This window comes from Bacteroides sp. 43_46 (assembly GCF_001915455.1).
Taxonomy (GTDB): Bacteria; Bacteroidota; Bacteroidia; order Bacteroidales; family Bacteroidaceae; genus Bacteroides; species Bacteroides caccae.
Genome location: NZ_MNQN01000141.1, coordinates 62,549 through 75,871 on the forward strand (window position 1 = coordinate 62,549; position 13,323 = coordinate 75,871).

Genomic DNA, 13,323 nt, shown 5'->3' on the forward strand with positions numbered 1-13,323 from the left:
AAAGTGAACAGTTCTTTCTACTAAAGTGATGAGATCTTTCCACTCCAGTACACAGGCCTCATCACTCTTGTGGAAAGAAGCGGATGTTTATTACATAACGCAGTGATGTCAGCAAGAGGATCTGCGAATATCGACTACTTAAGTTATCAGAACAGGGCCAGCAACATATAACCAAAGGTCATCCTACTTTACGTTTATCAATATGGTTCATATAAATAAGCAAATGGTTTCATTTCCAACTATCATGAGAACAATGATGAGAAATACCCCCCAAAAAGATGCATTATAGCCATTTTTGAGTTAACGAACGTAAAAGACGAATGAGAAATACCAATTTTGAAAGGCATTTCTCATTCGTCACATATCTGATTATAAAGGAATTGCCCAAAAATATGAGAACAATGAGAACAATATTAAAAAAATCCGTTCTAGGATGGGGATGCAAATTATAGATGTATGCTGTCCATATACTCATGATACGTACAGCAAGAAAAGCTGTACCAATAAGCGAACACACTCTTTACAACTATATAAGAAAGCTGCGTGAAGTATTGTCCAAAGACAAAGAGATCTCAATCACAACACAGAACAATGGCTATGAGTTACATATTTCAACTTGAATTATCGTAATATATCAAAGATTTATTCTAATTTTGTGGTTTTAAATCGAATAAATAGCAAACGTTATGGAACATCAACTGACCATTTACAACACGTTAGATAGAAAAAAAGAGTTATTCGTACCGCTCCACGCACCTCATGTAGGTATGTATGTGTGCGGACCGACTGTTTACGGTGATGCGCATCTGGGACATGCACGCCCGGCCATTACTTTCGACGTACTCTTCCGTTATCTCACTCATCTAGGATATAAAGTACGTTATGTACGCAATATCACTGACGTAGGTCATTTGGAACATGATGCCGATGAAGGAGAAGACAAAATTGCCAAGAAAGCCCGTCTGGAAGAACTGGAACCAATGGAAGTCGTTCAATACTATCTGAACCGCTACCATAAAGCAATGGAAGCCCTCAACGTGCTCTCTCCAAGTATCGAGCCTCATGCTTCGGGCCATATCATCGAACAAATCCAACTGGTACAGAAGATTCTGGACGCCGGATATGCTTACGAAAGTGAAGGCTCCGTCTATTTCGATGTAGCCAAATATAACAAGGATTATCACTACGGAAAACTTTCCGGACGCAATCTGGATGATGTACTGAACACCACCCGCGACCTTGACGGACAAAGTGAAAAGCGTAATCCCGCCGATTTCGCCCTCTGGAAAAAGGCACAGCCGGAACATATCATGCGCTGGCCATCTCCTTGGAGCGACGGTTTCCCCGGCTGGCATGCCGAATGTACCGCTATGGGACGCAAATATCTGGGTGAGCACTTCGACATTCACGGCGGAGGAATGGACCTGATTTTCCCGCATCATGAGTGTGAAATAGCACAATCAGTAGCCTCACAAGGCGACGATATGGTTCACTACTGGATGCATAACAACATGATTACCATTAACGGAACGAAAATGGGTAAATCGCTCGGCAACTTCATCACATTGGATGAGTTCTTCAATGGCACACATAAGTTGCTGACCCAAGCCTATACTCCAATGACAATCCGCTTCTTCATCCTGCAAGCCCACTACCGCAGTACGGTCGATTTCAGCAATGAAGCACTGATTGCTTCCGAAAAGGGATTGCAACGTCTGATAGAAGCTATCGATGGATTGGGAAAGGTTACCCCTGCATCCGCAACTTCAGAAGGTATCAATGTAAAAGAGCTGCGTGCCAAATGCTACGAAGCCATGAATGACGACCTGAATACTCCAATTGTCATCGCACAGCTTTTCGAAGGTGCCCGCATCATTAATAACGTCATTGCCGGCAATGCAACGATCTCCGCTGAAGACTTGAAAGAGCTGAAAGAAACTTTCCACTTGTTCTGCTTTGACATTATGGGATTGAAAGAAGAAAAAGGTTCTTCCGACAGTCGTGAAAATGCCTATGGTAAAGTGGTGGATATGTTGCTGGAACAGCGTATGAAAGCAAAAGCCAACAAAGACTGGGCTACTTCCGACGAAATCCGTAACACATTAACAGCCCTCGGATTCGAAATCAAAGATACAAAAGACGGTTTTGAGTGGAGATTGAATAAATAAATATTAAACATCAGGGAGATAAATCCCTTCTACAGATAAAAAAGACCGGCTCATTACGAACCGGTCTTTCTGTTTCATAGAAACATAGTAACTAATACCCCTCTTAAACTACAAATCTTATCATCTAATCACTTGTTTTCCATTAATACCTCAACAGGTTGTCCGTGCTGGCAGGTTACCGTCAATTGTGTATCATTTCCTTGTCGCTCCAACCGAACATTTTCCATTGAATTCTTTAGCGTCCAACGACCTTTGAGTAGTATTTTCTTATAAATAGGACGGCTAGGTTCTTTCGTCGTATACGCCTTTTCTTTTATATTCAAGTTTGGGTCACAAACACTCAAACGAACTCCTTTACTGGTTTCTTTCGCATACATCACCATTGTTTCAGCAGGAATAGAAGCAATCACCTTATCAGTTACCGGCTGATAAGCCTCAAAAACCGCATACGCCGTAATACCTGTTTTCTTATCATAAACGACATGAGCCGTTTGATCACGTTGCAGGACTTCATACGCAGGAGTTTTCCGAAGGTCGTCCAAGTCCGCTGCAGAAGGCTGTATCAATACCATGTATTCATAAGTTCCGTTCTTCGGAGCTTTACCATGCTCTATCCATGCAGAGGAGAATTTTCCTTTAGTGACCGCACGGGTTTTCTCATGACGTGATTCTTGTTCCGCGATCTGCGAACGAACTGTTCCGTCTACTACATGATAGTAATTGTCATAACCGTCATGTAACCAATAGCCGTCATTACCCACTTTCTGTTCTCCGCCGTTGTATTTCGTCTGGAAAAGAGTCGTTTCCGTAGGATAATCGGCATTACTATTCGTTATGCCGGTTCCCAGACAAATCATCCGGTTGTCGAAGCAGAATACAGATTTACGGGCAACAAAATCAGGAGTGAAGTTTTCCAAATTACGCTCCATTAACTTCATAGCAAACATGCCATTCTTGCCTTCCAAGGAACTGCTACCGGAGAAGTTTTCCTTGGAATGAGCCATGGTAGTACCCTTTAACGGACTATCCAGCAACTCGAAGGGCAAATGAATAGTAGTCGTACCCGGCAGGCGGTTCCAATCCCAACCCTCCTGTACAAAGCCGCTTCCGGTACGGGAAACGGGGTTTCCTTTTCCCATGATCTGCACCGAACCATAACTCTGATAACGTCCGTAACGATTATCTTTTGTATAGATTTCAGCCCCCCAAACATCAGTAGTATATCCTTTTAGCGTCACCATCCAATCTGCACGGCGGAAAATACCTGCCGAACCGTAATTATAAACAAAAAATCCTTGTGGAGCTTGTGCTGGCTTGATGCCTTCTTTCTTAAAGAAACGCGCATTCGGAGTATCCCTATCACGTACTAACCGTAGATAATCTGCTGCCAGACCATGATCGAACGTATTCCCCCGACCGGACAAATCACCGGCTAAAGCTATATTGGCAAATGCTTCCACATCATCATTCCCCATTTTTCCACCGAAAGGATGACGTCCGCTGATACCAATTCCCCATTCATAAAGATTACAATAATTGCGCATGGCAATAAATGCGGATTTTATATGCTGGCGGGCTTCTTCCGTCAGTTCAAAATCCGTATTGTTAGTAAAAGCAATGAATTGCCCTATTACGGCCAGCACTCCAGTCGTATATGCCGGATAGAAACCACCATGGTGAAAAGTTGTGCCATCTATCTTAATACCACCAATTGTTCCCGGTGAATAGTGTAAAGAAGAAGAAACCCAACGGGAGAGGCCCTCCAAAGCCTGCGCCTGCTCTCTTGCATCCGTGAACATCATAGCAGAGATAAATCTCGCCATTAAAAGCGTATGCCAAGTATCCAGCATTTCATCCCGTTCCAAAGGACACGGTTGACGAGTCTCCTGCAAAGCAGACCAGAAACGTAATGTCGACAAATAAGCATCCCTGTGGGGATGTTTATAGATCTCATCTCGCATCAACCATGCCGTCGTATATATCTTACGTATCTGATAACCATAATGATGATTGGTTCCCATACCGCTACCAAAGGCAAATCCCTGGTCAATAGCATAATCAAACACCGTGAAGTAGTTTTTCTTTGATGTCTCGTTTCGATTGCAATAAACGTCATACGCAAAACCGGAAAGCATTGTTTCAATATCATTCCACGACATCTCTCCTATCTTCTTATTCTGTTCGTCCGGAGCTACAATAGGTGTTCCCGTAAATCCCGTACCTGCTGCCGACGGGCGAATATCCGCTCTTTTAAATGTCTCGTAAGCGGCATCAACTTGCTTTTTAGGGGCTTTTTTCACTTCCAGAAAATCTGTCAGACGTTGCTCGATTGTTTTCAGGTCTTTCGCCTGTCGAGCAGTCAACTTGGATGCCAATGGAGTATCATACGACAGTTGCTCCCACTTCCATACCAGGCACCAATGCCAGAGGTCACGGTTAGCCAAGCCATTATTAGTCGGCAACTGCTGATCCGGAGTGGTACGAAGATTCATCTTCTTTTCCGGGAATATCAGACGGTCAAGAAAAATACGTCCTTTGCGTTGGGGGGCAACTAACCTGTAAGCTACAATATCTTTGTCCTTCTTATCGCCTTGCATATATTCGAAAGAAATCCAGCAAGCCCGCCACCCTGCTGCTTGCAGATGATAAGCAAACCAATAAGACACCTCTCCCGCCTTATTCAGGAATTCAAAACGAATAGAATCCTGCTGTGGCTTTTCATTATATATCCACAAGGTAATGCCATACTGTCTCTCCGTTTTTCCTTTTAATGATAAAGGAGGTATCTGTACATTCAAAGTTGAACCGGATTGGAAATCCCACTCCAAGCTACTTTTACCCTCTTTATAGAAAAGAGAAGAAATTTTCGCCTCTCCCTTTCCGGAAGTCTTAAATGCTTCGGGTACCTCACTACTCTCAAATCCTATGAGTTGTGCGAAAGCCGAAGAAGCTGTTACAAACAGAAACAGTAGTATAAAACAAATATCTTTCTTCATTGTGTCATTATTAAATGGTCAAACAGTAACCAACTACTGCTTAATAAGGTATTTTGTCCGATAAAATCTTCTCCGTATACCAAGGATCGTTGATTTCTTTCAACATAGCACCCATTTCACGATAAAGTTGTGCCACTATTTCCTTGTTTTCTTCCAAAGGTAGATTGTTCAACTGATACGGGTCTTTCGCGTCATTGAATAAAAGACTTTTCTTTAACTGTTTTGTCTTACGGTCGATGTACAGAGCCAATGTATAGTCCGCAGTCTTAATACCTCGTGATGAAGGAAAGTAAGTTTTTACCAAGCCGTTTTCGTCCTTTTCACCATCTATATTCTGAATGTACAAAGCACCGGTAGGACGAACAATTTCAGCCTTTTCATCGAAGAAAAGAGGGGCAAAGTTACGTCCCTGCACTTCTGCCGGAATTGAATCACCCAATCCGCACAGTCCGAGCACAGTAGGCATTATGTCAGGAGCGGAAAGCAGCAAGTCATCTACCCGCGGCTGAATCTTATCCGGGAAACGAACCAGAAACGGGATATTCATTGACTCTGAGTAAGGCGAATTCTTCGGATCATCCGTACGTTGGCTACACATCGTTTCACCATGATCGGAGGCAAAAATAACGACTGTATTCTTATCCAGCCCCATCTCTTTCAGTGTTTCCAGAATCTGTCCGAAAGCACGGTCTACCCCGGTCACGGAAGCGAAATAATAACGGGCTGATTCGGCTTTCTTCATTTTCAGGTCAACATTAGGACGAATCAACAGACTGTCTAAAGGTTGGTTTTTATAAAGATCAAAGTCCTGCTCTTCGCAATCATCCAATGAACGATACGGACTATGAGGAGGATTCATCCCTACCATGATAAAAAAAGGCTTCTTTGTATCACGCACATTACCTTCGTTTTTCAAATAAGATACAACTTTTCCAGATTCATGCAGAGGTGACCATTCTTTCGGATCGTGCCTTTTACCGTCCGTATCCCAGTAATGCGGATTCTTATGTTCATCAAACGTGCCATAAGAATACCAGTAGTTGAAACCATGACGACGCTCTTTCGGTGTATAGGCATCCCACACAGGACGTTTGGATTCTACATATTGTCCCGGATGTTCGGGATCATTCGGAGTGGGAAAATCTGCATGAAGTTTACCGAAATAAGCACAATCATAACCAGCTTTGCTAAATACATCACCGATGCACTCCGCATCCTCACGCAAAGAACTGATCGGACGTGTAGAGTTGCAATTTAAAGGCACTCCGCTACGGTTCGGATACATACCGGTCAGCAACATTCCCCGATGAGGGCTACTCAACGGACAGTTGCTTTGCGCGGAGGTCAGAACCATAGACTCCCGTGCAAATGCATCCAGATTGGGGGTATGTACGGGATCTCCCTCAAAATTTACTTTATCCCGGAATCCATCCTGACTCCAGAAGCCCATTGCCTGATTACGGTACTGGTCCGGAAATACATAAATAATATTGGGATGTTCCGATTGTTCGACTACTTGCTTCGGAGCCTTGCAACCCTGTGCCGTAAACAGTGTCAGGCCTCCCACCAAAAGATTTATAGGTTTCATATATATTTAAGTTATAAGATGATAAATAATAAACGATAACCTTATTATTTCTTTTCCAAGTCTCTTTTGCGCATCAGTCCTTCCAAGAAGTAATAGTCGGCATAATTCAAAGGAACATCAATCTCCTGTCCGTGAGGGATACTGCCTACCGAGTGCATCAGGATAAAGTTTCCATTTGTTCCAACTTTAGCACGATAAGCGGGTGAGCCCAAGCTTTCCATGATCTTATCAGCAGTTTCCTTGTAATGATTGCCCGGCAGATAACCGTCCAGTTCGTAAAGGGCGGAAGCCGTACAAGCAGCGGCAGAAGCATCACGCGGTTCATTCGGGATGTTCGGAGCATCATAATCCCAGTAAGGAACGAGATCTTCCGGCAGGTTCTTATTCGTAAAGATGAAGTTATATACTTTTTGCGCCTGGTCGAGATACTTCTTATCTTTAGTGTAGCGGTAACAAGTAGTATATCCGTACAAAGCCCAGGCCTGTCCGCGAGCCCAGGCGGATTCGTCCGCATATCCCTGCGCTGTTTGTCTCTTACGCACTTCGCCTGTTTCGGGATCATAATCCACAACATGATAACAACTGTTGTCCGGACGGAAGTGATGAGCCATGGTCGTATCCGCATGTTTCACTGCAATATTATAGAAAGTAGAGTCACCGGAAAAAGCGGTTGCCTCGAACAGTAATTCGAGATTCATCATATTGTCGATAATCACCGGACATTTCCAACCGCGCGTTCCTTGCCAACCTCTATCGGCATCCCATGACTGAATAACACCTGCATTCGGGCGGAAACGGGTAGAAAGAGATTTTGCCGTTTCAATGATTACATCTTTATATTCTTTCTTGTCTGCCATACGGTATCCGTTCAGATAGCTGCAGCCAATCATGAAGCCTACATCATGGTGCCATTTCAGATGCTTCACAGAATCAAGGGCCTCTGTATACTTTTCAGCCAACGGTAACCATTTCTGATCTCCGGTCAAGTTATAAGTCAGCCACATACTGCCGGGGAAGAAACCGGAACACCAGTCGTCAATAGGTATATAAGATATACTACCGTCTTTATTGATAGTTCTCGGATTTAGGATTTTACCTGATTTCTCGATAATATCCGTTTGAATCGTGTTTTGTGCCACTGCGTTGTCGATGTTGTCCTGGATAAAGTCTACTTCAACTTTTTTCTGTCCACCGCAACTCGTAAAGATCAGAAGGGATAGTCCTAATGCGCTAAGAATTGTTTTCATAATACACGGATTATTTTGTTAAGTGATTAATTATCTGATTGCAAAAATAATGCATTCAACAAGAATAGACCGACCTAAATAATCCAAATGAGGGACAAATTTGGTACATTTGCAAGGAAATATCAAAATTATAAAGACCATGACTCCACAAGAATTCTTCAAAAATGATCTTTTCGCCGAAAACGCAGGTGTAGTGCTGCTGGAAGTACGTGAAGGGTATAGTAAAGCCAAATTAGAAATAAAGCCGGAGCATCTTAATGCAGGCGCACGGACTCAGGGAGGAGCTATCTTTACGCTAGCAGACCTTGCGCTTGCCGCAGCAGCCAACTCACACGGTACACTAGCCTTCTCTCTCTCCTCCAACATCACTTTTCTACGGGCAAGCGGACCGGGCGATACACTTTATGCCGAAGCGCACGAACGCTATATCGGACGAAGTACAGGCTGTTACCAAGTCGACGTGACAAACCAGAACGGGGACTTAATTGCTACTTTTGAATCAAGCGTATTCAGAAAAGAACAGAAAGTACCTTTCGAAATTCAAAAATAAAAAATCGGAGAGCCGGAAGAACCTTTACAGGCAACTTCCGGCTCTCCGACTTTTCTCTTGATTTATTTAACAATAGAGGTCAACGGGTGACGATTGCCGGTTACACTATTCAAGAATGCTTTTGCCGAACCAAAATTCAGGAATAAATCCAAGCGGACAGGAAGGTGATTTAAATCATCAGTCACAAAGAAAGTAATCACCTCTTTTTCTTTTCCTTTCTTGTCATACTCGACTAACGAAAAGATCAGGCAACGATAAGTAACCCCGTTCTCAGCTTTCACATTTTCTTTTCCACGATAGATAAGCGTTTGCTCCTCCACTTTACGTCCGGTAGCCATAGGAAATTTAATTTTATCCCCTACTTTATAATCACTAGGATCATAAGAACGTGCCTGTGCCAAGATGCTCAACATATCGTAGATACAACGGCTGTCACTTTCTTCCGACTCGGTGACGGATCCGTCCCGGTATGTACGCTTCTGATTGGCAAAACAAAGACCATCCTTATAAGAAAACCAAGCCTCATCAACCGTATAACGTTTTCCTTCCTCGGCACCTTTGCGGAAATAATGCGGTTCGAGTTTTTCACCTATTACACAAGTCAGCGTGTCCCGCATTTTAAAGAAGAAATCCGCCCGCTTACTGCCCAAAGCCAGCAGATTGATACGATAGGCAGGCTCCGAGTGGTAAGTAGTTGCGTTCGTTGTCAAACTGGCCAATCCGGCTTTCACCCATACAAACTTCCAGTTAAAGTACAAGTCGTACATCACGTGCTCACCGGATTTGAATGCATCGTTCTTAGCTTCGCACTGGGCACTGGCAGGAAGAACAAAGATTCCCATTAGCAATGTCGCTAATCCAATTATAATTTTTCGTCGAAAATTAGCGACGTCGCTGACTATTCCTATCTCTATCTTTCTTTTTCTTGTCTTCATCCGGTTTTTGTTTTTTAAGTTCGTCCAGTTTCTGCTTATCTAGCGGAATTGCGTGAATATCCCATGATTGCTTATCTAAGTCCCAGTTTGCCTTCGGCTCCAAGATCATATTGTAATAATACACTTCCTCAGGTTGTTCTCCTTTTTCAAAGTTACCAGTATCCCAGATTCCATTTCCATTCCGGTCGTTCACCAGTCGGGCACAATATTTACCAGGATTCAAAAAATAAAAGTCTGCATACCCTCCGTCCGTTAACCTTCTCCGGCGCACCACTTTATCTTGAGCATCCAACAATTCTACAAAAGCAGTAGAGTCTGCTCCTGTCACCAGAAAGGTGATACTGGCATATTCTTCCAGTTTACGTACTTTGAAGCCCTGCTTTATTTTATCGGTGAACAAGCCATATATACCATGGAATGCAGTCGAGTCTACCGAGAACTCATATTCATTACCCGGTTCCCAGTCATAATACAAGTTGAATCTTTTCAGATTCAAAGAATCTTGTTCAAACTCAAATGGTATATCTTTCCAAAGCGTATCCACCTTTTCTTTCAGATGAATCGCCGCACTATCAAAACGGGCAATCGGTTCATCAAAAGTCAGAGATATAGAACCGTACACATCCATTGATGAAGGTGCACCGACATTCACCGGCAAGAATTTGGTTGGTTCCGGCTCATCTTCTTCATCTTTCTTTTTCTTTTTTTTCTTTTTCTCCGGTTCTTCCTTCTTATATTTTTGCTTCGAAACCAGATTCAACGTATCCGTACGTGATACCAATTGATTTAATGTATCCGTATAAAGATAAGTTAGGCTGATAGCAAGTGTATCCTGCTTAAAAAGCAAAGAGTCTTTCACCCAATAATGGATCGTATCGTTCCGCGGATTCTTTTCGATAACAAAAGCATCCCTTTCATCGAAATTCAACCCCTTCAATGTAGGTAAAGTATCTGCCTGACCGGCAAAATAGAACGTAAATTTCTGTGGAACAAGCCGTTCTGATTTAATCAAATATTGTGAGTAGTTGAATTCCTTAAAGGCACGGAGTATAAGATCATCCGGCAGATAATGCATATATTTCCTCTCAACAATCGTATCGTAAGTCAGCGAGTCCACCCAAGCCGTGTCCATACGGATTCTTTCCTCCATACGAGGAATGATCAGTGAATCGTTAAAAGCAATGACTTCACTTTTTTGGTTGAAAGTAAATGTCTGGTCTGCATCCATTAACCCATAAATACGATATTTGCCAGGAGCTACGCCACGGATAGAGAAGCGTCCTCGGCTATCGGTACGTGCCACACGGTCAAATGGCAATTTTGTAAAAGCCGAATCGTTCAGGTTGGAATGTAATCCTACCAGGATTCCTTTTATCGGCTCCAGATTGGAAGCGTCAAGCACCGTTCCGGATACCTCCATTGTATCTATTTGCGTACCGGTAGAAAAGGTGAAAGTAAAGTTACCCAACGGGTTACCTTCGTTATTATCGACTATCGCATCCGAAAAGTCAATTGTATAAGTGGTATTCGCTTTCAATGAATCAAGCAGGTTTACCTGTATCCGCTTTCCTGAAGCTTTAATTTCGGGCTGTTGTACCTGCGGTGGAGAAACAACAACTTTTTCTGTTGCTTTTTCCAACTTTATAAATTCGTCGAACAAGAGAGAAACTTTTGTCCTCTGATTATTTAAAGCGCCGGCAGCAGGTGTACTACCGATGAAACGAGGTGGCGTTTCATCATAAGGGCCACCGTCCGGACGTCCGATACTGGCGCAAGAATATAGCATGACAACCAGCGTTACTACCGGAAATGCCTTGCGAACGATTTGCTTTATCTTTTGATTCTCAAATTGTAACATGCTGCAAAAATAAGTGTTCTTATCCAATAAACACCACACTTTCTAGCTAATTTATTAAAAAACGAAAGGGTAGCTTAAGGTAATAAACAATTCCAACGCGTTTTTTATTTCTTTTTATCGCTGATATAATTAGTTTTCTTACCTAAAGCGACTAGCTTTGTTAGCTAGTCTTTTTCTCTGATTTTTACGAGATGATATCAAGAAGAAGGAGTAAAGAGCAGGTAAACCGGTAGTTGATATGCAGAAAACAGAAGTTGGATAATAAACTGAATAATTTAACGTGAGATACTGTTTGCTGGAAAAGCAGAAACAGTATCTCACGTATTTTATTTACCAGCCTGTATTTTGGCCTAAATTAGGATTCTTATAATATTCTGTCTGTGGTATAGGATACAGATACATCTTATCATCCCAGTTACGTGTTTCAAGCAACTCTTTCTTATAAACAGGTGAACCATTTTCCAGAGTAATCTTGATGCAATAAATGGCTTTGGTTTTATCACCTATCTTCCAACGACGGATGTCCCAGAACCGATGGTCTTCAAACGCCAGTTCCACGCGTCTTTCGCGACGGATACTTTCAGTAAATGCATCGCCATCCGTTGTAACAGCAGGCATATCAGCTGCACTACGTACTTGATTCAGTGCTGCACGTGCAGACAATGGATGATCATTATCCGTATAATCGGCACCCTTCCAGGCATCCATCGCTTCTGCATAGTTCAGAAGAATCTCTGCATAACGGAATATAATGAAATGATGAGGTTTCTTTTTCTCGTTAGAAGGAGTAAGAGAAACGGTCTCGTTCATATACTTCTTCAAATAATAGCCAGTGGTAGTCGCTCCGGCTGTTCCGGCACCATCTTTACCGCCTTCATAAGACTGAATAGTTGAATTCATCCATGTATCTCCGTTGCAAAGTACTGTTTTGTAAAACCGTGGGTCTCTGCCCTCATACGGGTTCTGCCCCGGCGCAAGCTGTTCCCAGTCAAAGTCTTTTCCATTAGTCAGCTGAAAAGCATCCACCAGATTTTGGGTAGGTACATTGCCGGTTTCTCCCTTTTCATAACTGATAGGCAGATTGTTTGCTTCAAAGTCAAAACTTTCTCCATTTCTACGCTCAAAGATTAATTGCGGAGATTTCAAAACATCGTTTCCACCGTTCTTATCATACAGAGGATCGGCATTCGTTTTCGGCAGACTGTACCAATTCTCTTTTATGATAGCATAAGCCGCATCGGCAGCAGCTTTCCACTTATCAGCATCCTGACTGGGATTATGTAACATACTCGCCGCATAAAGAAGGGCACGAGATTTCAATGCCAACGCAGTACCTTTAGTCACACGTCCCGTCTCCGCCCAAAAATCTTGATGACTGACGGGAAGTGTTTTAGCTGCATCATTACATTCATCGCATATATATTTTATCACTTCGCTGAAAGAACTCTTTTCCACGCTATTGATCTCATCCAACGCATACGTACGTGTCAATAATGGAATATCTCCGTATCGTTTGGCCAGTTCGAACAAGTAGAAAGCCCGTAACACCCGCAATTCTTCACGATACATAGTAGCTTTGGCAATATCTTCTTCATACGTATCATTCCAACGGAAACGCTCCAGCCTCTCTTGGGAATAGTTTTCGAGAAATGAATTAACGGAACGGATAGCTCCATAACACTTCGACCACATATTGTCGACTGCATTATTGGGACTCCAGGCATTATTATAAAAGTCGTGAACACTGTTATCACTCCAAATATAAACAGAATTATCCGTTGCAGACTCTCTCAAAGCCCCGTCGAGCACTCCGAGATCTCCGGGCAACTGGCTATAAACATAAGTAGCCAAGCCCTTGACATTGCTAAAGTAGGAATAAGCCTCTTCTCTGTTCAAACCAGTCGATTCGTCCAGTTCGAGCAAGCTACACCCAGAAACGGATAGTAGCAAACCTGTATATAATATGATATATTTTCTCATG

At 42.8% G+C, this 13,323-nt stretch carries 8 protein-coding genes; 2 read left to right on the plus strand and 6 right to left on the minus strand.

Annotation, left to right across the window (positions count from 1 at the left end; all coding sequences use genetic code 11):
• Positions 1–686 precede the first annotated feature (686 nt).
• Positions 687–2,168, plus strand: a complete 1,482-nt coding sequence (cysS, locus tag BHV72_RS18085) for a cysteine--tRNA ligase (RefSeq protein ID WP_022043122.1) — start codon at positions 687–689, stop codon at positions 2,166–2,168.
• 128 nt (positions 2,169–2,296) lie between these two features.
• Here cysS and BHV72_RS18090 read toward each other — a convergent pair whose 3' ends face one another.
• The 3 genes from BHV72_RS18090 to BHV72_RS18100 are packed head-to-tail and all read right to left on the minus strand — an operon-like array spanning position 2,297 to position 7,999.
• Positions 2,297–5,164 (minus strand): chondroitinase family polysaccharide lyase, encoded by a 2,868-nt coding sequence (locus BHV72_RS18090; RefSeq protein WP_286857302.1) that lies wholly within the window; start codon positions 5,162–5,164, stop codon positions 2,297–2,299.
• A gap of 40 nt (positions 5,165–5,204) precedes the next feature.
• Positions 5,205–6,752, minus strand: coding sequence for a sulfatase family protein (locus BHV72_RS18095; protein WP_005676969.1), 1,548 nt, complete (start codon positions 6,750–6,752; stop codon positions 5,205–5,207).
• Positions 6,753–6,796: 44 nt separating this feature from the next.
• Entirely contained in the window at positions 6,797–7,999 is a 1,203-nt protein-coding gene (locus tag BHV72_RS18100) for a glycoside hydrolase family 88 protein (RefSeq protein WP_005676968.1), read from the minus strand.
• Between the two features lie 139 nt (positions 8,000–8,138).
• Here BHV72_RS18100 and BHV72_RS18105 point away from each other — a divergent pair, with 139 nt between their 5' ends.
• Positions 8,139–8,549 carry a PaaI family thioesterase gene (locus tag BHV72_RS18105; protein WP_005676967.1) on the plus strand — a complete coding sequence of 137 codons (411 nt, stop codon included), beginning with the start codon at positions 8,139–8,141 and terminating at the stop codon, positions 8,547–8,549.
• A gap of 62 nt (positions 8,550–8,611) precedes the next feature.
• Here the strand turns inward: BHV72_RS18105 and BHV72_RS18110 are convergent, their stop codons facing one another.
• The 3 genes from BHV72_RS18110 to BHV72_RS18120 all read right to left on the minus strand — a co-directional run bounded on the left by BHV72_RS18110 (position 8,612) and on the right by BHV72_RS18120 (position 13,322).
• On the minus strand, positions 8,612–9,484 hold the full coding sequence (locus tag BHV72_RS18110) for a DUF3108 domain-containing protein (protein ID WP_005676966.1): 873 nt from the start codon (positions 9,482–9,484) through the stop codon (positions 8,612–8,614).
• Positions 9,432–11,342 carry an Ig-like domain-containing protein gene (locus tag BHV72_RS18115; protein WP_149882409.1) on the minus strand — a complete coding sequence of 637 codons (1,911 nt, stop codon included), beginning with the start codon at positions 11,340–11,342 and terminating at the stop codon, positions 9,432–9,434. Before BHV72_RS18115 ends, BHV72_RS18110 begins: the two co-directional genes overlap by 53 nt.
• Positions 11,343–11,672: 330 nt before the next feature.
• Complete coding sequence (locus BHV72_RS18120) at positions 11,673–13,322, minus strand: RagB/SusD family nutrient uptake outer membrane protein (RefSeq protein ID WP_172681083.1); 1,650 nt, start codon at positions 13,320–13,322, stop codon at positions 11,673–11,675.
• Between the last annotated feature and the right edge of the window lies 1 nt (position 13,323).

Excerpts from the sequence above, each read along its gene's own strand:
- BHV72_RS18120 (WP_172681083.1), bottom strand. The coding sequence starts at position 13,322 with ATGAGAAAATATATCATATTATATACAGGTTTGCTACTATCCGTTTCT.
- cysS (WP_022043122.1), top strand. The coding sequence starts at position 687 with ATGGAACATCAACTGACCATTTACAACACGTTAGATAGAAAAAAAGAG.
- BHV72_RS18115 (WP_149882409.1), bottom strand. The coding sequence starts at position 11,342 with ATGTTACAATTTGAGAATCAAAAGATAAAGCAAATCGTTCGCAAGGCA.
- BHV72_RS18090 (WP_286857302.1), bottom strand. The coding sequence starts at position 5,164 with ATGAAGAAAGATATTTGTTTTATACTACTGTTTCTGTTTGTAACAGCT.
- BHV72_RS18100 (WP_005676968.1), bottom strand. The coding sequence starts at position 7,999 with ATGAAAACAATTCTTAGCGCATTAGGACTATCCCTTCTGATCTTTACG.
- BHV72_RS18105 (WP_005676967.1), top strand. The coding sequence starts at position 8,139 with ATGACTCCACAAGAATTCTTCAAAAATGATCTTTTCGCCGAAAACGCA.
- BHV72_RS18095 (WP_005676969.1), bottom strand. The coding sequence starts at position 6,752 with ATGAAACCTATAAATCTTTTGGTGGGAGGCCTGACACTGTTTACGGCA.
- BHV72_RS18110 (WP_005676966.1), bottom strand. The coding sequence starts at position 9,484 with ATGAAGACAAGAAAAAGAAAGATAGAGATAGGAATAGTCAGCGACGTC.